Below are 16878 nucleotides of genomic sequence, written 5' to 3' on the forward strand. Positions count from 1 at the left end.
CCACCTGAGGTTCTCACCGACAGCGTTCGCCACGACGTCGAGTGTCTCCGACAGCAGTCGGTCCTTCCTGCCCAAGCATCAGGTCCGGCTGGTTGGACCGAGATCAGATCCGCCATTGTCCCGCGGCCATCAGGGCGACTCGACGAGCACCGCTCGCAGCCGGGCCAGTTCCGCTCCGGTGAAACCGTTGGCGTGCAGCCACCCCGCGGCGCTGCCGTGGGTGGCGTGCAGGTCCTGCAGGAATCGGATGATCACCTCTGGGTCGACGGCGAGGATGCCGGTGCGCACCGGAGGCAGGCCGTGATAGGAGGGCAGGGTGTCGAGACGTTCGCGAATGCGCTCGAGGCGTTCGCCGGTGAGCGCGTAGTCGGTGGCGATGGCCTCGGCGGGGACGCCCACCGCGTCGAGCAGGACAGCGGCGAGCACGCCGGTGCGGTCTTTGCCTGCGGCGCAATGGAAGACGACGGAATGCTGGTCGGCGTCGGCGATCAGCCGAGCGGCCGCGACGACGGATTCGACGCTGCCTGCGAGGAGTTCGCGATAGAGCGCGACGAGGTCGTACTCGTGACCGTCCGGGACGAGATCGGTCGGGGTCGCGCTGGTTTGGGTCTGCTTGCGCACCGGGAGATTGACCAGACGCACCGCAGCGCCCGCGAGCAGGCCGTACCCTTCCCGTTCGATCTCGTCGGGTAGTCGTAGGTCGATCAGCGTGCGTAGCCCGACCGGACCGATCAATCTCCCGAGGTCGTCCTCGGTGAGATGCTGTGGCGTGCTGGAGCGGAACACGACGCCGAACCGTGTGGTGCCACCGCCGGCCACCGGAAGCCCGCCGAGATCGCGGACATTGTCGATCTCGGCGAATTCCACCCATCGCCGTTGTGCGCTGTCGGTATACATCGAATCCTCGCTAATGCGCTCGGCCCGCGTCGGGCTGGTTGAGTCGGCCCCGCGCCGGCTAATGGGCGCGGCCCGCCGCGGCCTCATCGGCACGGCTGAGTCCGCACAGGCCGATCAGGTCTTCGTGCAGCTCGAACCACACAGTGTGGTAGCTGTCCATAATCGGCCTTGCGACCCACGAGTGGTCGCCGCCGGTGATCCGCTCGACGGCCAGCTCGAGGCGATCGACGTACTGCACAAGGCGGGGTGCGGTGGTCCCGATCCGTCCGACCAGGGGAGCGACGCGCCGGTGCATGGTGACGAGCCGGTCCAATACCGCTGCGTCATAGGCAGTGTCGGAGTGATCGTTCACCGTGCTCGCGTCCTTCATCTGCCAGGCGGTAATGACCTCTTTCAGCTCGGCATTGAACTCGCAGAATTCATCGTAGGCAGCGGCGATGACATTCTGGTCCACGTCGGCGCGCTCTTGTTCGAGGAGCCGGGTGAGATGTTCGCGACCTTCGGGGGTCAGGCGCGCGCCGACGGGTGTGTTCGCACAGAGCCCGCGTGCCACGAAATCCGCACTGCGCGAGGCGGCTTCGGATTCGATGAGGCCGAGGCTGGAGGCGATGGCCGCCGGCTTCACCCTGCCTTTGATCCCGATCAGACGCAGCAGGCCGAGTTCCGAGACGTGCCTCGTATCAACGGAATGCATTGTCACCGTGTTCGTTTCATCGGTAGCGGAGGTTTCGCCGGACAGGAATGCCGGCAGCTGATCCGGCTCGACACCGGCCCACTCGGCAAGGCGCGCAACATCCGCGAATACCGAGTCGTCGACCGGCTTGCCGGTGACCTGCCCCGGCCAGACGGTTCCGGCCCCGCCGTCGACGGTGACGACGCGTCCGACGAGCGCGTCGACAACGCCTGGGCCGCAACCGACTACGCACGGACGGCCGAGTTCCCGGCTGACCAGGGCAGCATGGGAGGTGGCGCCGCCGAGCTCGGTGACAATGGCCAGCGCGGCGATCATGCCGTGCAGGTCGTCCGGGCTGGTGGTGGGGCGGACCAGAATGACGTGCTCGCCCGCGGCGGACCGTGCCTCGGCGTCGTCGGGATCGGTCACTACGACGCCGGATGCGAGCCCCGGACAGGCGGACTCGCCGGTGGCCAGTGGCCGCAGCCCGGCATTGTCGCTGGAGGCGGGGCGCAGCACGGTGCGCAACTGCTCGGCGGTGACTCGGCGCAACGATTCCGCGGGCTCGATCATCCCCTCGTCGGCCATGGCAACAGCGGCGCGAACCGCCGCGCGCGCAGAGCGTTTCGCGGGCCGCGACTGCAAGAGCCAGAGCCTGCCGGATTCGACGGTGAACTCGATGTCCTGGATATCGCGACCGTCGCGTTCCAGCAGTTCGGCTGCCGCGATGAGCTGAGTGTGCACCTCGGGCAGCGTGCTCGCCAGCTCGTCGAGCGGTCGCGGGGTGGTACGGCCGGAGACGACGTCCTCGCCCTGCCCGCCGATCAGCCACTCACCGAAGACCGGTCGCTCGCCGGTGTTCGGGTTTCTGCTGAACAGCACTCCGGTCCCGGAGAGCGCATCGAGATTGCCGAACACCATGGCCTGCACGGTGACCGCGGTCCCGAGCTCGTCGGATACGCCGCGGGTGCGCCGATAGGTCTTGGCGCGCGCGGAATCCCAGGAACGGAATACCGCCGTGATCGCACCACGCAGCTGCTCCCACGGGTCCTGCGGTACCACGCCGTTCGGGTCACCGAGCACGATCTCGCGGTACTGGGCGAGGAAACGGCGGTGCGTGTCGCTCGCGTACCCGGGGTTTCGCGTCTCCGCGGTCAGCGCCTGCTCGACCTCGGCGTTCATGCCGAGATTCAGCACCGTGTCCATCATCCCCGGCATGCTCACCGCGGCGCCGGAGCGCACCGACACCAACAGCGGGCGTTCGGTGGAGCCGAACTCTCGACCCGTGCCGCGTTCCAGTGCCGCGATCCCGGCGCATACGCCCGCCCAGATCTGCGCGTCGAGCACGCCGCTCACCGAGAATTCGGCCCACGCATCGGTGGTGAGCGCGAAGGCGGGCGGCACCGGAAGCTCCAGCGCCCGCATGTGATTCACGCTCCACGCCTTCCCGCCGATCCGCTCCCGCGACAAGGTGCAGGCGCCGTCGAGTGCGGCGACCGATGGTGCGATGCTCGCCAAAGTGGCGAGCTCCGGTCGCTCCACAGGCTCCACTCCGGTCGTCATGTCACCACTCCTTCGGGTCAGCACGTTCTCGGCAGCCACCGCACGTTCGGCAGGCGGCTTAGGGCAGCCATCGGTCCGCCGGGCACAATCCCGGCCGCCGATCGCCCTGCGAATGGCGCGGCTCCCTGCGGTGCGCGACACAATCGCGGGGCGGCGCGAATTCAGCCTGCCCGCTCGGGCACCAACGGCGTACCGAACGTCCCGGTGAGCAAGACGAATGCGGGCCGACTTCGGTGGCCGCCGAGGTCGGTCAGGCGGGTTCACCCGATGGCGGAGCTCGGTTACCGGAAGGACGCTAGACGCGTTGACAAACCGATAGCGACAGTCCGGTGACAGGTGTCGCGGAAACCGGCCCGCTCGGTGCGGTCGAGGTCAGAGGCCGATTTTCCCCGAGCCGCCGAAGAGGTACCGGTGTGACAACCGTTGGTGAACGGAAGGCAGCGGAACGCGAGCTTGCCGGTTGGAAGCAAATCCAGCTGGCGGAGAAATCCGCTACAGCGTGTCCATGGTGTCGAACAGGGCAGGGAACCGGCGTCGCCGGGGTTCATTGCGGCAGTGGCCCGCGTGCTCCATGTGGAGCCCGAGCACTTGACCGGCACGCCCTATGACGACGTGATCGAGGCGGATGGGCCCCTCGAAGGGTTGGCTGCGGGCGCTGCTTGCCGAAGTGCCCTACGTCAAGGCCGTGGATCCGCCGACCCTGCCCGAACTGAAGGCCGAGATGGCGGGCGTGGATCTGGCCTACCGCAACGACAAGGGCCGGGTAGCGCTGGCACGTGTACCGGGTGCTCATGCGCCAGATGTACGGGGCGTTGCACGCCGCCACCAGTGACGCCGAACGGGCGCGGGTGTTCACGCTGCTGTCGGCGGCGCATGTCACGGCCGAACGGTTGTGCCGACATTTCGGGTTCACCAGCCTTGCGCCTTCGGTGCTGGATCGGCTCGAATGGGCCGCCGCCGGAGCCGACGACCCGCTGTACGCGGCGCAAGCGAAGATCAAGCGGGCGTGAATCCTCACGCACCACAACGCAAACGATGTCGGTCTGTCGCTCACCGATAAAGGTTTGAACCTGATCGAAGGCGACACCCAGGCCGCGAACGCGGTACGAGGTTACGGGCACCTTTGTGGCGCGATCGTCGCCGCCCGCGGATTTCAGCCCGGCACCGCTGCCGACCACATCGCCGAAGCGCGGCGGCTAGCGCCACTCATGCCTGGTGAATCCGATCTGTACAGAACGCTGTGGGAAGCCGCGTAGTCGATATGTGTGCAGCGCAGGTGCCGAACTACCTGCGCGGCCACGTCTGCAATGCTCTGACCTGCACTGATGTGGTGCAAGACAGGTAGTCCGCTACTCAGGGAAGCCGGAACGCCGCAGTGCAGAATCGAAGTCTGGGAGTCAATGGCGACTTCCGAGGACAACGGAGTTCTCATGCATGTCGGTATCCATCAGCCGAGTTTGCGGAGAAGGGACGGCACTATGGTCGACATCGGCTGCGGGGTGCCGGTCACTGATCGCACCGGCGCCGCCGCGCACCAGGGATGTTACGAGACTTCCTTCTTCATCTGAGCGGTCAGGATGCGCTGGTAGCCGGAGCCGAAAATCCTTGGCAACAAGTCGATTACGCGAGCATCGGCACCGATGAGGATCTTTGCCTTGTCCTTGCGGATACCGCGCAGGATGGTGGTCGCCGCGGATTCGGGGGTCGTTTTCGCCAGCTTGTCGAAGTTCGCGGCCAGCGCATCGCGGTCGCGGTCGCCGCCCGCTCGAGCCTTCCAGGCGATTTCGGTCTTGATCATGCCGGGGTGGACACTGCTCACACTTACCGGGTAGCCGGCGATCTTCATTTCCTGGCGCAGCGCGTCGGTGAAGCCGCGAATACCGAACTTTGTGGCGTTGTATGCGCCTTGACTGGGGCAGGCGGCGAGGCCGAACATACTGGAGACATTGGCGATGTGGCCGTCACCGGAGGCGATGACCTGCGGCAGAAAGGCTTTGGTGCCGTACATCACGCCCCAGAAGTTGATATTGACGATCCACTCGAAGTCTTCCCAGCTCAGCTCCTCGACATTAGCGGTGAGCGAGACGCCCGCATTGTTGACCACCAGGTTGGCCGGGCCGAAGTCCGCCTGTACCTCGTCGGCGTGCTGATAGACCGCAGCGCGGTCGGTCACGTCGAGCTGGTAGGCGCGGGCCTTGGCGCCCGCCTGCTCGCACAGCGCGGCAGTCTCGCTGACATTGGCCAGATTTCGGCCGGACAACGCCAGTTTCGCGCCCTGGCGAGCCAGCTCCACCGCCAGCGCCCGCCCGATGCCAGCGCCCGCGCCGGTGATGACGGCGACCTTGTCCTGAAAGTTCTTCACAGGGGTGTGTCCTTCATTTGGTGGTGTAGCCGCCGTCGGCGACGAATTCGGAGCCGGTGCAGTAACTTGCCTCGTCGGAGATCAGGAACAGCACCAGACTGGCCAGCTCGTCGGGCGCGGCGGCACGCGACAGCGGCAGGTCGTGCACCATCGAGTTGGAGCGCTCGGAGGTGGCGGTCATTTCGGTGGCGACAACGCCGGGATGCACCGAATTGACCCGGATTCCGTCGACGCCGAACTCCTGCGCCGCGGCCTTGGTCATACCGCGCACCGCCCACTTGGAGGCCACGTAGCCCAGAATGTTGCTGAAGGCGATGATGCCGCCGATCGAGGAGATATTGACGATCGAGCCGCCGCCGGCCCGGCGCATCGACGGCACAACGGCTTTCATGCCGAGGAACACTCCGACCTGATTCACGTCGATCACGCGGCGGTAGTCGGCCTCGGCGAGCTTCTCGATGGGGTCGACGTGCACGATGCCCGCGTTATTGACGAGTCCGGAGACGGGGCCGAAGGCGCGTTCGGCCTCGGCGACGACGGCGTGCCACGCGGTTTCGTCGGTAACGTCCAGCGGAACGAACAGCGCCCGGTCGCCCAGCTCGGTGGCGACCGCCTTGCCCTCCTCGACCAGGACATCCGCGACCACGACAGCCGCGCCCTCGGCGACGAGGTGTCGGGCGAACGCTGCGCCCATGCCACGCGAGCCACCGGACACGATCACGGTCTTGCCATTCACTCTGTCCATGTCATGCTCCTGTTCGGCCGAATCGGCGGGATAGTTCGAACATCGGTGGCATCAGGGGTGCTTCGGTGCGGTGTCGGCAAGATGGTTGGCGGCGATGTAGCCGAACACCATGGCCGGGCCGATCGTCGCGCCGGCGCCGGCGTAGCTGTTTCCCATCACGGCGGCCGAATTGTTGCCTGCCGCATACAGTCCCGCGACTGGGGCACCGTCGCCGCGCAGCACTCGGGAGTGCTCGTCGGTGACGAGGCCGCCCTTGGTGCCCAAGTCGCCGGGGACCATTTCGACCGCGTAGAACGGGCCCTGGTCGATCGGGGCCAGACACGGGTTGGGCTTGACGGTGGGGTCACCGTAGTACCGGTCGTAGGCGGATTCGCCGCGCTGGAAGTCCGCGTCGCGACCGGCGCGCGCAAAACCGTTGAACCGGTTGACGGTCGCGGTCAGCGTGTCGGCGGGCACGCCGATCTTGTCCGCGAGTTCGGCGAGGGTGTCGGCCTTCTTGATGATCCCGGAGTCGTAATATTTCTGCGGGATGGCCTGCTTCGGGAAGGTGCCGAGGAACAAGTACCTGTCGCGGAAGCGCTGGTCCATGATGAAGTGCGCGGGGACATGGCCGATGCCTTTCGCATGCTGCTCGTACATCGTGTGTACCACGTCGACATAGCTGGCCGATTCGTTGGTGAAGCGTTCGCCCGCGTCGTTGACCATGATGGCGCCGGGCTGGGAGCGCTCGGCCAAACAGAAGAAAGGCGGACCGTCCGGGTTGCGGACCGAAGGTCCCCACCAGGCGTCGTCCATCAAATCCAGTGCACCACCAACACTTTCACCGGCGCGAATGCCCTCGCCGACATTCTCGGTGGCGCCGACCGTCCACTCGGTGCTCACGGGTCCGGTGAAGAACTGCTGCCGCATCTCCAGGTTGTGCTCGAAGCCGCCCGCGGCGAGCACGACACCGCGCCGGGCCCGAATGGTGATCGGGGCACCGGCACGTTCGGCGCGCACACCGACCACAACGTCGTCCTCGGTAATCAGGTCGGTCAAGGGGGTATTCAGCCATACCGGTACGTTCGCGTCGCGCAGCGCCAGCCAGAGCCGGGCAACCAGAGCCTTGCCGAGACTCAGCGGCAGCCGTCCACGCAGCTTGTTGAGCACCGCTTGTGCGCCGACTTTCATAGCGGTGCGCTTGCCCTTCCAGGTCCGCGCGATCATGTTGAGGTCGTGGAAGTCGCTGACGGTGAATGCGATTCCCTTGGGGCCGGACATGGTCGGCCGGTTGATCTTGTCCAGATCCTCGCCGAGCAGCCGGCCGTCGATGATCGCCGGTTCGATGCTGCGGCCCTGCGCGAGTCCGCCAGGCAACTCCGGGTGGTAGTCGGAGTAGCCGCGGTCGTAGACGAACTCGAGATGGCGGGTGCGCGCGCCGAGGTAGGTCATCATGCGCGGACCGTTGTCCAGGAACGCGTCCTGCTTCTCCTGCGGAACCCGGTCACCGACAACGGATTTCAAGTAGACCCGGGCCAGGTCCGGGCTGTCGGGGACACCCTCGCGGACCAGCACCGGATTGTTGGGAATCCAGACGCCGCCGCCCGAGCGCGCGGTGGAACCGCCGAAGCTGCCGCTCTTTTCGATCAGCACCACCGACAGCCCGCGATACGCGGCGGTCAATGCGGCGGTCATGCCCGCGGCTCCCGAACCAACAACTACGACGTCGTACTCGTGTTCCTCGGACATCGCCACCTCCTTGTTGTTCACGCTTGATCAGTAGCCCGCGCCGGTGAGCATGCCGCCGTCGACGACGATCTCGGTGCCGGTGCAGTAGCTGGCGCCGTCCGACGCCAGGTAGACCGCCGCCTCCGAGACCTCGCCGGGCTGGCCCCAGCGCGAGATCGGCAGTCCGGCAAAGAATGTGCTGCCGTCGACGCCCGAGCCTGCGGCGGCCGTCATCGGTGTGGCGATGCCGCCGGGGTGAATCGAGTTGACCCGGATCCCGTGCTTGCCGAGTTCGCGTGCGGCCGACTTGGTCAGGCCGCGGATCGCGAATTTGCTCGCGCTGTAGGCGGAGAGATTTGCCGCGCCGATAAATCCCTCGACCGAGGAGATATTCACGATCGAGCCGCCACCCGCTTCGGTCAGCGCCGCCGTTGCCGTCTTGATACCCAGCCATGCGCCGGTGACATTCACAGTCATGATGGTGGTGAAATCGGCAAGGCTCATCTCGGCGATCGACTGGAATCGCAGGATTCCCGCATTGTTGACCAGCACGTCGAGCCTGCCGTACTCCGTGCGAGCCGCGGCCACCGCGGCAGCCCAGTCCGCCTCGCTCGTCACATCGTGATGCACGTAGTGGCAGTCGGCGCCGATCTCGGCTCGGAGCTGCTTGCCCTCCGCGTCGAGCACATCACCGAACACCACCCGCGCACCCTCGGCGACGAAGCGGCGGACGTGCTCGGCGCCCATTCCGCGTGCGCCTCCGGTGATCAGTGCGACCTTGCCATCGAGTCGGCCCACTTGGCCCATCCTTTCTCCCGCGTCACCTCCGAACGCTAGGGGCGCGACAGCGGCGGGAGCCCGCGCAGTCCCATCCACCGAGACATGCACCTGACCTCCACGAGAGCATCGGAAATATTTCTACTAGGCATATTGAGAAGTGGAGGCAATGCATGAAGTTCTCGATGATCTTCGAGGCACAAATGACCAACCCGTCCGCCGACCACGAACGGCAGGTGTTGCGCGACTGCGTAGAGCAGGCGGTGCTGGCCGAAGAGATGGGTTTCGACACCGTCTGGGCGGTCGAGCATCACGGGCTGAAGTGGTACGCCCATATGAGCGCACCGGAGATCTTCCTGACCTGGGTGGCCGCGCGCACCGAACGGATCCGCATCGGTCACGGCGTGGTGTGCATGCCGTTCAACTTCAACCACCCGGTGCGGGCGGCCGAGCGTGCGGCCATGCTCGACGTGCTGTCCAACGGGCGAGTGAACCTCGGCGCGGGTCGCGGCGCAACCCCGCAAGAGACCTCCATGTGTGGCGTCGACCCCGATCGCACCTACCAGGAGGTGGAGGAGTCACTGCGGATCATCGGCAAGGCCTGGCAGGATCCCGAGGGCGAATTCGAGTGGCACGGTGATCTGCTCGATATCGACCCGCACCCGATGCTGCCGCGTCCGGTCCAGCTGCCGCATCCGCCGCTGTTCATGGCGTGCACCAAGAAGGACACGCTGAAGCTGGCCGCCGACTACGGAATCGGCGCGCTGGTCCTCGGGTTCGCGGGCGTGGAGGAGATCGCCGAACTGCGCCGCACCTATGATGCGGCCATCGCGGCGCGCACCGGGGAGAAGTTCGTCTCGACCGTCGTCAACGACCATTTCGCGGCGCTGTGCCCGACCATCGTGCTCGACGATCGGGAGAAGGCCCAGCAGATCGGTGCGCGCGGTCAGCGTTTCTTCGCCCAGTCCATCAAGCACTGGTACGGCGCGGGCCCGGTTCCGGACGAGGCTGTCGATCCCACTGTCGACGAGGTGGCCAAGATCAAGCAGGCCGCCGACGACCACGTCGCCTACCTGCACGAGGCCAAGATTCCGGTGAAGACGGGTGCCACCTCGGTGTTCAATGCCGAGCACGCCTACGGCAGCCCCGAGGACGCGATCGCTTACGTCGAGCGGCTGCAGGAGGCGGGCGCCGACGAAATCCTCTGCCTGATCCAGATGGGCACCGTGCCCCAGGAAGCGTGCCTGGAAACCATCCGGCACTGGGGCGAAAAGGTCATCCCGCACTTCCGTAAGGGCTAGTCACCCCGCGCACAGCCGCTCGCCGGCTGTGGGCTCAGGAACCCGGCCGCCGCCCGACATGGCAGGCGGATGCGCCGAAGCCTTCTTCCGGCGCAGGCCGGGATCCACAAGTGCATGAGCAAGGAGCTGAATATGACCGATCTGACCGGCAAGGTCGTCCTGATCACCGGCGCTGCCCGGGGCCAGGGCGCCGAAGAAGCCCGGCTCGTTGCCGCGTCCGGCGGCCGCGTCGTGCTCACCGACGTGCTGGAACCCGAGGGTAAAGAGGTTGCCGAATCCATCGGCGCCGCCGCGCGTTTCGTTCGTCACGATGTGAGCAGCGCGTCCGGGTGGGCGGCCGCTGTCGAGACGGCGGTGCGCGAGTTCGGGCGGCTGGACGTGCTGGTGAACAACGCGGCCATCTATACCGCGAAACCGCTCACCGACACCACTGCCGAGGAGCTGGAACGGATTCTGCGCATCAACCTCATCGGTTCGTTCCTCGGCATCCAGGCGGTTATCGGGCCGATGGGGGCCGTGGGCGGTGGCTCGATCATCAACATCTCGTCACAGGCCGGATTGCAGGGCCTGATGGGGCATTCTGCGTATGGCGCATCGAAATGGGGATTGCGTGGTCTGACCAAGACGGCCGCACTCGAACTCGGTCCGCTCGGAATCCGCGTGAACTCGGTGCACCCGGGGCCGATCGCGACACCGATGATCGGGCATCTCGGCTTGAGCACCGGGCCCGGCAGCTTCCCGTCACTGCCGCTCGGCCGCGTCGGTTTGCCGAGTGAGGTGGCCGACCTGGTGGCGTTCCTCGCCTCCGACGCGTCGGCCTTCATCACCGGGGCCGAGCTGGCCATCGATGGCGGATTGTCTGCGGGACAGTTCATTCCGCCGGGCTCGATGCCTGCTGTCGGCGCCGCGGCCGAGGCGTGAGGATCGGGCGATGCCGCTGAAACCCGAAGCGCAGGTGATCGTCGACCTGGCCACTGCGTCGTTTCCCCGGTTGGGCACCGAAATCCAGGACGCCACCGAGGCGCGCCGCATTCTTGCGGCGCGCCCGGCGGCCGCCGCCGAACCGATTCCGGTCGAGCAGGTCGAGGAGCGTCTGATGCCGGGGCCGGTCGGCGCGCCGGAGCTGCGGGTGCGCATCTATCGTCCCGCGGATTCGTCTCTCGGCGCGCAGTCGTCGGCCACCGATGCGGAATCGGACCTGACCGGCACACCTGCGCTGCTGCCTGTCATTGTCTTCTTCCACGGTGGCGGGTTCGTGATCTGCAGCCTCGACAGTCACGACCAGTTGTGCCGGTCCATGGCCAACGGTGTCGGCGCGATTGTGGTGTCCGTCGACTACCGGCAGGCGCCCGAGCACCGGTTCCCGGCGGCCGCGGAGGATGCCTACGCGGCACTGAACTGGGTCGCCGAACATGCCGGGACGATGGGCGGCGACCCGGCCAGGGTCGCGGTGGCCGGTGACAGCTGCGGCGGAAACCTCGCCGCTGCTACCACATTGATGGCCCGCGATCGCAACGGTCCCGCCGTCACCTTCCAACTCCTTGTCTATCCGATGCTCGACCCGGCCCGAAACACGGTGTCCTATCGGGACAACGCGCACGGATACTTCGTCACCGACGATCATTTGCGGTGGTACTGGGAGCAATACCTGGGAACCGACGGCGATGCAGACCACCCCTACGCGTCGCCACTACGTGCCTCCGACATGTCCGGACTGCCGCCCGCGCACATCGTCACCGCAGAGTTCGATCCGTTGCGGGACGAGGGCGAGGAATACGGCGTCCGACTCCAGGAGGCCGGCGTACACGCCGACGTGATCCGCTACGACGGCCAGTTCCATGGCTTCTTCAGCATGGCCGATAGCCTGTCCGACGCGAAAGAAGCTGCCACCGCAGCCTTTTCCGCACTCCGCCGAGCCCTGGAAGCACACCGATGACAGTAGAACGCCTCGGCACGATCTTTCCCGCCGATAATCTGACCGCCGCGATCGACCTGCTCACCGCCGTGTTCGGCACCAAGGCCACCTTTGTCGACAGCGACCGCTGGGCGCAGTTCGACATCGGCCCGGCCCGAGTCATGCTCGCGGGCACCGACCGCGAAGGCGACACTCCGTCCTTGTCGGCCAAGGTCGACGACCTGGATGCCACCCTTGCCAGGCTGCGCGCCGCCGGGTTCGCCGCTGCCGACCCGGTCACCGGACCCCATGAACGCCGTACCTCGGTCCGCCCGACGCCCGATTCCCCGTGGGCGATCGTCCTCTACGAGCCGCTACCCGCCGCCCAGCACACGCCGTAACGACCTCCCGTGGTGGTCGGTGAGTGGCACATCGCTGCGGCGTTCCCGCGCGGACCTCGCGATGGTGTGCCATTCGCCGGCATGGCAGCTCGGGTGGAGGCCGCAGTCACCCGCCGGGAGAGGGCGGACCGGTGCAGGCAGGCGAAGCGGTCATGGCTTCGAAGGGGTGGTGCGAAGACCGTTGAGGAGGAGGTCCAGGAGGCGGTCTGCTCGCTCCGCCGGGTTCGGTGTGTCCTGGGCCGCCCAGGCGATCGCGCCGATCATGCGCAGTACGTCGTAGTTCTGGGCGGATGGGGCGATGGTTTCTGCCTGCTTGGCCCGATCCAGCAGGGCTGACCCGACGGCGAATGTCTCTGCATGCCAAGCGGACACCAGCTCGACACCACCGTCGATCGCGGAATTCATGATGGCGGCGGAGAGGCCACGGAAGGTGAGTGCGTGGTCGATCGCGGCGCGCAGCCAAGTGGTCAGGGCTGCGACGGTGTCCGGCTCCGCCGTCAGGCGGTGGCCGAGCTGGGCGAGCTCGGTGACGCGTTCGCCGAGTACGGCTTCGATGAGGTCGAGGCGGGTGGGGAAGTGACGGTAGAGGGTTCCGCTCGCGACGCCTGCGCGGCGGGCGATGTCGTCGAGGGAGGCGTCGGCACCGTGTTCGGCGAAGGCGATTCGAGCCTGGTCGAGCAGTCGTTCGTAGTTTCGCCGCGCGTCGGCGCGCATCGGCCGTGTTGTGCCGGACGGTGTTTCGCGCATTCCCAACCTCGCCCTCTTGCTAACCGGGGACACAGTCCGCTACTGTGCCAAATAACCGGACTATGCCTCATCTTATGGTACGAGTGGGGCGGCAGGAGGTCGTCATGACGCTGTCGGCGGCGGACAGAATCGAGATCACAGATTTGATCGCGCGGCACGGTCACCTCATGGATGCCGGGGAACTCGATCGAATGGATGAGCTCTTCACGGACGGAATCATCTATGAGCTGAGCGATTTCGGTCTCGGCGAACTGCGCGGGATTCCAGCCTTGCGCGACGCCGCGATCGCCCTCGGCGCAGGGAATCCGGTGGGGCATCACATCACCAACATCATCATCGCCGACGCAGACGGTGATTCGGTGCGGGTGCAATCCAAGGGCATCGGCATCCACGCGGACGGAACCTGTCGCAGCGTCGTATACGACGACATGGTCGTCCGTGCGGCCGTCGGCTGGCGAATCTCGTATCGGAAGGTGAGCGCGCGGCGGGCAGCGCTCGGGGCCTGAGCGACATCACGCCACGGCCGGAGGACTGCACCGACACAACATCGTCGGCAATACATCATTCCGGCGCATGTTCGGCCGAGGGAATTCTCCGGTATTGCTGGAGCCGGCCTCGCCACCGACCCTGCAGCACACAATCTGGTGGCGAGCCGTGATTTGCCGATCCCGGATTTCATTAACCGCATACAGACGGCCTTGCGTTGATAGTGTCGCGCCATGTCGGAGAGGCGGGGCGCTGATCTAGGTACGGCGCTGCCGAAAGATAGCGGTGGGGGCGCCGACGACGAAGCACGCGGCGATCGGCGACTCCCGGATACGGATCCGGTCGGCGATCAGCCACCCAAGATCGAGGTCGACGATGAAGAGCGCCCGGCACGGGTACTGACCGGCCTGCCCGAACAGTTGGTGGCGACAGTTGCGTTCGCGGTGGCGATCCTGGTGCTGTGGCAGGTGTTTCGGCCGTTGCCGCAGGGCAGCCAGTACTACCTGGTGGTATTCCTGAGCGGGACGCTCCCGTTGGTGTTCATCGCCTATCGGTCCGGAGTGCGCAGGCTGGATCGGGGCGAGGGGCCGGGGGCTCTCGACTGGATATTGGCCGCGGTGACGCTGGTGGTGTGCCTGTATCCGTTGTTACCGATGACGATCGGGTCGGGTGGCGGCGGGTACAACGCCTTCCTCGATCGACAGGGACAGTTCGATCCTGTCGATGTCGGGATGGGCTCGGTGCTGCTCGTCCTGGTGCTGGAGGCCTGCCGGCGCACGACCGGGTGGGTGCTGCCGGTGGTGTGTCTGGTGTTCGTGGGGTACGGCTACTACGGTGGATTGCTCCCACAGCACTGGACAATTGCGCACGCGGGGTTGGATTTCGGGCAGATCATCGACGCGTTGTACAACTCCGGCAGCGGGTTCTACGGCACGCCGTTGGATGTCGCGGCCACCTACATCGTGCTGTTCACCCTCTATGGCGCGGTGCTCGAATTCTCCGGCGCCGCACAGTTCTTCGTCGACCTGTCGGTGGCCGCATTCCGCCGCTCGGGCGGCGCGGCCGGCCGGACCACTGTCGCGTCGGGTTTCCTGCTCGGCACGGTTTCGGGCTCCGGCACCGCGACGGCGGTGACCGTCGGTGCGGTCACCTGGCCGATTCTGCGGCGGGCGGGCTATCCGCCGGAACAGGCCGGCGGCATGCTGGCTGCGGCCGGTGTCGGTGCGATCCTCTCGCCGCCCACGCTCGGTGTCGCCGCGTTCATCGTCGCCGAATATCTCGACGTCTCCTATGTGACGGTGCTCGGCTGGGCGATGATCCCAACGGTGCTGTACTACCTGGGAATTCTGCTCGCCGTCGAGATCGACGCGCGCAGATTGGGTACCAGACCGGTGGAGATCGGCGGCGCGTCCGTGTGGCGGTTGCTCGCGCGATTCGGCTACCACTTCCTGTCCTTGATCGCGATCGTGGTGCTGCTGCTGATTGGGGTGAGCGCGACACGAGCCGTCGTCTACGCCACCGCGCTGGCTTTCGTGCTCGCATTCCTCGATTCGCGCACCCGCGCGCGGGCGAGTTCACCGCGCAAGGTGTTCGAGGCCCTCGGCAGCGGAGTGCGCTCGGCGCTGCCAGTGGTGGCGGTGTGCACGTCGGCCGGTGTCATCACGGCGATGACCACGAAGACCGGGCTCGGCGCACAGTTGGCGTCCCTGCTGGTACGTGCGGCGCGGACGGTGTCGGACAACCACACGGTGGTGCTGGCGTGCACGGTCGTGCTCGCGGCCATCGCGCTGGCCGTACTGGGCTTGGCGGTGCCGGTGACGGCGTCGTTCATCATCGGCTGGGCGATCATCGGGCCTGCGCTGCTTGCACTGGACGTTCCCGCCCCGGCCGCCGCGATGTTCGTCTTCTACTACTCGGTGCTCTCCGAGGTGACGCCGCCGACCGCGCTTGCGGCGGTGGGCGCGGCGGCGATCACCGGTGCGCGCACCGTCCCGACTATGTGGCAGGCGCTGAAATATGCGTTGCCCGCATTCCTGGTGCCGATCGTGTTCGTGCTCAGCGGTCCCGGTGAATATCTGCTCGGCCGCGGGCCGGTGCTCGGCGTGCTGTGGACGACGGCGGCCGCCTGCGTCGGTGTCGCGGCGTTGGCGGCGGCGACCGGGGGCTGGATTCTCGGAGTCGGTCCCGCGCGACCGCTTGCGCGGGTGTTCGCCGCGGTGGGCGGGCTGGCGCTGTTGTACCTGGAGCCCGGCGCGCTCGTCGTCGGGGTAGCCGCGCTGACTGTGGCGGTCGGGATCACTCTGGTCTCTCGAAGGAGGACGACATGAGAAGAGTCGCAATAGCTTTCGCCGTCGCGGTGGTGGCGGCCGGCGTGCTCGCCGGATGCGGTGGACGGCGCGACGCGCCACAGACCGATGCAGGTGGCGCGGTCACCTGTGAGGTGAAGCAGGAGACTCGCGTCGGGATCGCGACCGGCAACGCGACCGGCGTCTACTTCGCGCTGGGCAATGCCTACGCCGAACAGATTTCGCAGGCCACCGGTGGCAAGGTGAAGGCGACTGCCGCGGAGACCGGTGCGTCGGTGCAGAACATCCAGCAGTTGGTCGCAGGCACCTATCAGGTGGCGTTCGCGCTGGCCGACACCGCAGCCGACGCAGTGCTCGGCGCCGCGAGTTTCGAAGGGAAACGGCAACCTGTACAGGCACTTTCGCGGCTGTATCCCAACTACACGCAGGTGATCGTCCGCACCGGGGCCGGCATCGGCTCGCTCGCCGACCTCCGCGGCAAGCGGGTCTCCACCGGATCGCCCAAGTCCGGCACCGAGGTGATCGCCCAACGAGTACTGCAGGCCGCCGGGCTCAACCCCGACCGCGACATCTCGGCTCAGCGCCTCGACCTCACCAAGACGGTGGACGGTATGAAAGACGGCTCGATCGACGCGATGTTCTTCTCCGGCGGGCTGCCGACCCCCGGTATCACCGACCTGTTCACCTCGGCCAAGGACAAGGTGCGCTTCCTCGACATCGCCGATCTCGCGGGCAGCATGCGCACCGCCAACCCCGTCTACGAAGAGGGCGTCATTCCGGCCGCCACCTATGGTCTGCCCGCGGACGTGAAAACCATCGTCGTCCCGAATGTTCTTCTGGTCCGCAACGACCTCGACGCGGATCTCGCCTGCGTTCTGACCAAAACCCTGTTCGACCGCAAAACCCAACTGGAACAGGCAAACTCGGCCGCCAAGGGCATCAATCGCGATGCCGCACCATTGACCGCTCCCGTCACCCTGCACCGAGGCGCCGCCGAAGCACTGACCAACTGACCCGCG

17 protein-coding genes are annotated in these 16878 nt (G+C 66.7%); 10 read left to right on the forward strand and 7 right to left on the reverse strand.

What is annotated here, in order from left to right; genetic code table 11:
- Positions 1-129 precede the first annotated feature (129 nt).
- Both OHA42_RS20985 and OHA42_RS20990 read right to left on the reverse strand, forming a co-directional pair.
- Positions 130-897: a tyrosine-protein phosphatase gene (locus OHA42_RS20985; RefSeq protein WP_406229592.1), complete on the reverse strand. Its 768-nt coding sequence runs from the start codon at positions 895-897 to the stop codon at positions 130-132.
- Between the two features lie 58 nt (positions 898-955).
- A complete protein-coding gene (locus tag OHA42_RS20990) occupies positions 956-3133 on the reverse strand; it encodes a pyruvate, phosphate dikinase (RefSeq protein ID WP_406229593.1) in 2178 nt (725 codons plus the stop codon).
- A 625-nt stretch (positions 3134-3758) separates the two neighbouring features.
- Here OHA42_RS20990 and OHA42_RS20995 point away from each other — a divergent pair.
- The 3 genes from OHA42_RS20995 to OHA42_RS21005 are packed head-to-tail and all read left to right on the forward strand — an operon-like array spanning position 3759 to position 4389.
- Positions 3759-3965, forward strand: coding sequence for a hypothetical protein (locus OHA42_RS20995; protein WP_406229594.1), 207 nt, complete (start codon positions 3759-3761; stop codon positions 3963-3965).
- Positions 3925-4143: a hypothetical protein gene (locus tag OHA42_RS21000; RefSeq protein ID WP_406229595.1), complete on the forward strand. Its 219-nt coding sequence runs from the start codon at positions 3925-3927 to the stop codon at positions 4141-4143. Before OHA42_RS20995 ends, OHA42_RS21000 begins: the two co-directional genes overlap by 41 nt.
- 54 nt (positions 4144-4197) lie before the next feature.
- Complete coding sequence (locus OHA42_RS21005; RefSeq protein WP_406229596.1) at positions 4198-4389, forward strand: hypothetical protein; 192 nt, start codon at positions 4198-4200, stop codon at positions 4387-4389.
- Positions 4390-4676: 287 nt separating this feature from the next.
- Here OHA42_RS21005 and OHA42_RS21010 read toward each other — a convergent pair whose 3' ends face one another.
- From OHA42_RS21010 to OHA42_RS21025, 4 genes are read right to left on the reverse strand one after another with little or no spacing between them, the layout of a single operon-like run.
- Positions 4677-5495 (reverse strand): SDR family NAD(P)-dependent oxidoreductase, encoded by an 819-nt coding sequence (locus OHA42_RS21010; RefSeq protein ID WP_406229597.1) that lies wholly within the window; start codon positions 5493-5495, stop codon positions 4677-4679.
- 13 nt (positions 5496-5508) lie between these two features.
- A complete protein-coding gene (locus OHA42_RS21015) occupies positions 5509-6240 on the reverse strand; it encodes a glucose 1-dehydrogenase (RefSeq protein WP_406229598.1) in 732 nt (243 codons plus the stop codon).
- A 51-nt stretch (positions 6241-6291) separates the two neighbouring features.
- Entirely contained in the window at positions 6292-7968 is a 1677-nt protein-coding gene (kstD, locus tag OHA42_RS21020) for a 3-oxosteroid 1-dehydrogenase (RefSeq protein WP_406229599.1), read from the reverse strand.
- Positions 7969-7995: 27 nt separating this feature from the next.
- A complete protein-coding gene (locus OHA42_RS21025) occupies positions 7996-8694 on the reverse strand; it encodes an SDR family oxidoreductase (RefSeq protein ID WP_406239495.1) in 699 nt (232 codons plus the stop codon).
- A 203-nt stretch (positions 8695-8897) separates the two neighbouring features.
- Between OHA42_RS21025 and OHA42_RS21030 the strand changes: the two genes are divergently transcribed.
- The 4 genes from OHA42_RS21030 (at position 8898) to OHA42_RS21045 (ending at position 12320) form a co-directional block, all read left to right on the forward strand.
- Complete coding sequence (locus tag OHA42_RS21030) at positions 8898-10025, forward strand: LLM class flavin-dependent oxidoreductase (RefSeq protein WP_406229600.1); 1128 nt, start codon at positions 8898-8900, stop codon at positions 10023-10025.
- A 132-nt stretch (positions 10026-10157) separates the two neighbouring features.
- A complete protein-coding gene (locus tag OHA42_RS21035) occupies positions 10158-10946 on the forward strand; it encodes a glucose 1-dehydrogenase (RefSeq protein WP_406229601.1) in 789 nt (262 codons plus the stop codon).
- A gap of 10 nt (positions 10947-10956) precedes the next feature.
- The gene (locus tag OHA42_RS21040; RefSeq protein WP_406229602.1) at positions 10957-11961 is read left to right on the forward strand and encodes an alpha/beta hydrolase; all 1005 of its coding nucleotides are present in this window, start codon (positions 10957-10959) and stop codon (positions 11959-11961) included.
- A complete protein-coding gene (locus tag OHA42_RS21045) occupies positions 11958-12320 on the forward strand; it encodes a VOC family protein (protein ID WP_406229603.1) in 363 nt (120 codons plus the stop codon). The genes OHA42_RS21040 and OHA42_RS21045 overlap by 4 nt, the downstream gene beginning before the upstream one ends.
- 150 nt (positions 12321-12470) lie before the next feature.
- On the opposite strand, the gene OHA42_RS21050 is transcribed toward OHA42_RS21045, so the two are convergent.
- Positions 12471-13067 (reverse strand): TetR/AcrR family transcriptional regulator, encoded by a 597-nt coding sequence (locus OHA42_RS21050; protein ID WP_406229604.1) that lies wholly within the window; start codon positions 13065-13067, stop codon positions 12471-12473.
- Positions 13068-13171: 104 nt separating this feature from the next.
- On the opposite strand from OHA42_RS21050, the gene OHA42_RS21055 reads away from it, so the two are divergent.
- The 3 genes from OHA42_RS21055 (at position 13172) to OHA42_RS21065 (ending at position 16872) form a co-directional block, all read left to right on the forward strand.
- The gene (locus tag OHA42_RS21055) at positions 13172-13573 is read left to right on the forward strand and encodes a nuclear transport factor 2 family protein (protein WP_406229605.1); all 402 of its coding nucleotides are present in this window, start codon (positions 13172-13174) and stop codon (positions 13571-13573) included.
- Positions 13574-13786: 213 nt separating this feature from the next.
- A complete protein-coding gene (locus OHA42_RS21060; protein WP_406229606.1) occupies positions 13787-15880 on the forward strand; it encodes a TRAP transporter permease in 2094 nt (697 codons plus the stop codon).
- Entirely contained in the window at positions 15877-16872 is a 996-nt protein-coding gene (locus tag OHA42_RS21065) for a TAXI family TRAP transporter solute-binding subunit (RefSeq protein WP_406229607.1), read from the forward strand. The genes OHA42_RS21060 and OHA42_RS21065 overlap by 4 nt, the downstream gene beginning before the upstream one ends.
- Positions 16873-16878: the final 6 nt, after the last annotated feature.

The organism is Nocardia sp. NBC_01009 (assembly GCF_045208035.1).
Lineage (GTDB): Bacteria > Actinomycetota > Actinomycetes > Mycobacteriales > Mycobacteriaceae > Nocardia.

What these genes read in the sequence shown, in the direction of transcription:
- OHA42_RS20985 (WP_406229592.1), bottom strand. Translation starts at nt 897, where the DNA reads ATGTATACCGACAGCGCACAACGGCGATGGGTGGAATTCGCCGAGATC.
- OHA42_RS20990 (WP_406229593.1), bottom strand. Translation starts at nt 3,133, where the DNA reads ATGACGACCGGAGTGGAGCCTGTGGAGCGACCGGAGCTCGCCACTTTG.
- OHA42_RS20995 (WP_406229594.1), top strand. Translation starts at nt 3,759, where the DNA reads ATGGGCCCCTCGAAGGGTTGGCTGCGGGCGCTGCTTGCCGAAGTGCCC.
- OHA42_RS21000 (WP_406229595.1), top strand. Translation starts at nt 3,925, where the DNA reads ATGCGCCAGATGTACGGGGCGTTGCACGCCGCCACCAGTGACGCCGAA.
- OHA42_RS21015 (WP_406229598.1), bottom strand. Translation starts at nt 6,240, where the DNA reads ATGGACAGAGTGAATGGCAAGACCGTGATCGTGTCCGGTGGCTCGCGT.
- kstD (WP_406229599.1), bottom strand. Translation starts at nt 7,968, where the DNA reads ATGTCCGAGGAACACGAGTACGACGTCGTAGTTGTTGGTTCGGGAGCC.
- OHA42_RS21025 (WP_406239495.1), bottom strand. Translation starts at nt 8,694, where the DNA reads ATGGGCGCCGAGCACGTCCGCCGCTTCGTCGCCGAGGGTGCGCGGGTG.
- OHA42_RS21030 (WP_406229600.1), top strand. Translation starts at nt 8,898, where the DNA reads ATGAAGTTCTCGATGATCTTCGAGGCACAAATGACCAACCCGTCCGCC.
- OHA42_RS21035 (WP_406229601.1), top strand. Translation starts at nt 10,158, where the DNA reads ATGACCGATCTGACCGGCAAGGTCGTCCTGATCACCGGCGCTGCCCGG.
- OHA42_RS21040 (WP_406229602.1), top strand. Translation starts at nt 10,957, where the DNA reads ATGCCGCTGAAACCCGAAGCGCAGGTGATCGTCGACCTGGCCACTGCG.
- OHA42_RS21045 (WP_406229603.1), top strand. Translation starts at nt 11,958, where the DNA reads ATGACAGTAGAACGCCTCGGCACGATCTTTCCCGCCGATAATCTGACC.
- OHA42_RS21050 (WP_406229604.1), bottom strand. Translation starts at nt 13,067, where the DNA reads ATGCGCGAAACACCGTCCGGCACAACACGGCCGATGCGCGCCGACGCG.
- OHA42_RS21055 (WP_406229605.1), top strand. Translation starts at nt 13,172, where the DNA reads ATGACGCTGTCGGCGGCGGACAGAATCGAGATCACAGATTTGATCGCG.
- OHA42_RS21060 (WP_406229606.1), top strand. Translation starts at nt 13,787, where the DNA reads ATGTCGGAGAGGCGGGGCGCTGATCTAGGTACGGCGCTGCCGAAAGAT.
- OHA42_RS21065 (WP_406229607.1), top strand. Translation starts at nt 15,877, where the DNA reads ATGAGAAGAGTCGCAATAGCTTTCGCCGTCGCGGTGGTGGCGGCCGGC.